At 55.0% G+C, this 1,317-nt stretch carries 1 rRNA gene; it reads right to left on the bottom strand.

Features of this window, described 5'->3' with window-relative positions:
• Positions 1-1,233: ribosomal RNA gene (locus HMPREF3174_RS04055) — 16S ribosomal RNA — on the bottom strand; the annotation flags it as partial.
• Between the last annotated feature and the right edge of the window lie 84 nt (positions 1,234-1,317).

Genomic DNA, 1,317 nt, shown 5'->3' with positions numbered 1-1,317 from the left:
TGTACCGGCCATTGTAGCATGCGTGAAGCCCAAGACATAAGGGGCATGATGATTTGACGTCATCCCCACCTTCCTCCGAGTTAACCCCGGCAGTCTCCCGTGAGTCCCCAACCGAATTGCTGGCAACACAGGACAAGGGTTGCGCTCGTTGCGGGACTTAACCCAACATCTCACGACACGAGCTGACGACAACCATGCACCACCTGTACACCACCCCGAAGGCTGCACCATCTCTGGCACATCGCAGTGTATGTCAAGCCTTGGTAAGGTTCTTCGCGTTGCATCGAATTAATCCGCATGCTCCGCCGCTTGTGCGGGCCCCCGTCAATTCCTTTGAGTTTTAGCCTTGCGGCCGTACTCCCCAGGCGGGGCACTTAATGCGTTAGCTACGGCGCAGAACCCGTGGAAAAGGCCCCACACCTAGTGCCCAACGTTTACGGCGTGGACTACCAGGGTATCTAATCCTGTTCGCTACCCACGCTTTCGCTCCTCAGCGTCAGTGGTGGCCCAGTAACCTGCCTTCGCCATCGGTGTTCCTCCTGATATCTGCGCATTCCACCGCTACACCAGGAATTCCAATTACCCCTACCACACTCTAGTCTGCCCGTACCCACTGCAACCCCGAAGTTAAGCCCCGGTCTTTCACAGCAGGCGCAACAAACCGCCTACGAGCTCTTTACGCCCAATAATTCCGGACAACGCTCGCGCCCTACGTATTACCGCGGCTGCTGGCACGTAGTTAGCCGGCGCTTCTTCTGCACATACCCTCAACCAAAAAGGCCTTGTTCTGTACTGAAAGGAGTTTACAACCCGAAAGCCTTCATCCCCCACGCGGCGTCGCTGCATCAGACTTGCGTCCATTGTGCAATATTCCCCACTGCTGCCTCCCGTAGGAGTCTGGGCCGTATCTCAGTCCCAATGTGGCCGGTCACCCTCTCAGGCCGGCTACCCGTCGACGCCTTGGTAGGCCATCACCCCACCAACAAGCTGATAGGCCGTGAGCCCATCCCTATCCAGAAACCCTTTCCAACCCCCACCATGCGATGAAAGCAGAATATCCGGTATTAGACCCAGTTTCCCAGGCTTATCCCAAAGACAAGGGCAGGTTACTCACGTATTACTCACCCGTTCGCCACTAATCCACCACAGCAAGCTGTAGCTTCATCGTTCGACTTGCATGTGTTAAGCACGCCGCCAGCGTTCGTCCTGAGCCAGGATCAAACTCTCCACAAAAAACCAAACCAACCAAACAGTCAGTAAGATCCATACAGAAAGCCTGACAAACAGACTCAAACAACCAGAAAAACTGGCAAAAAA

It is taken from the genome of Trueperella sp. HMSC08H06 (genome assembly GCF_001808465.1).
Classification (GTDB): Bacteria; Actinomycetota; Actinomycetes; order Actinomycetales; family Actinomycetaceae; genus Trueperella; species Trueperella bernardiae.
Note: the sequence above shows the minus strand (reverse complement) of the source record. Positions and strands in the feature narration are given on the sequence as shown.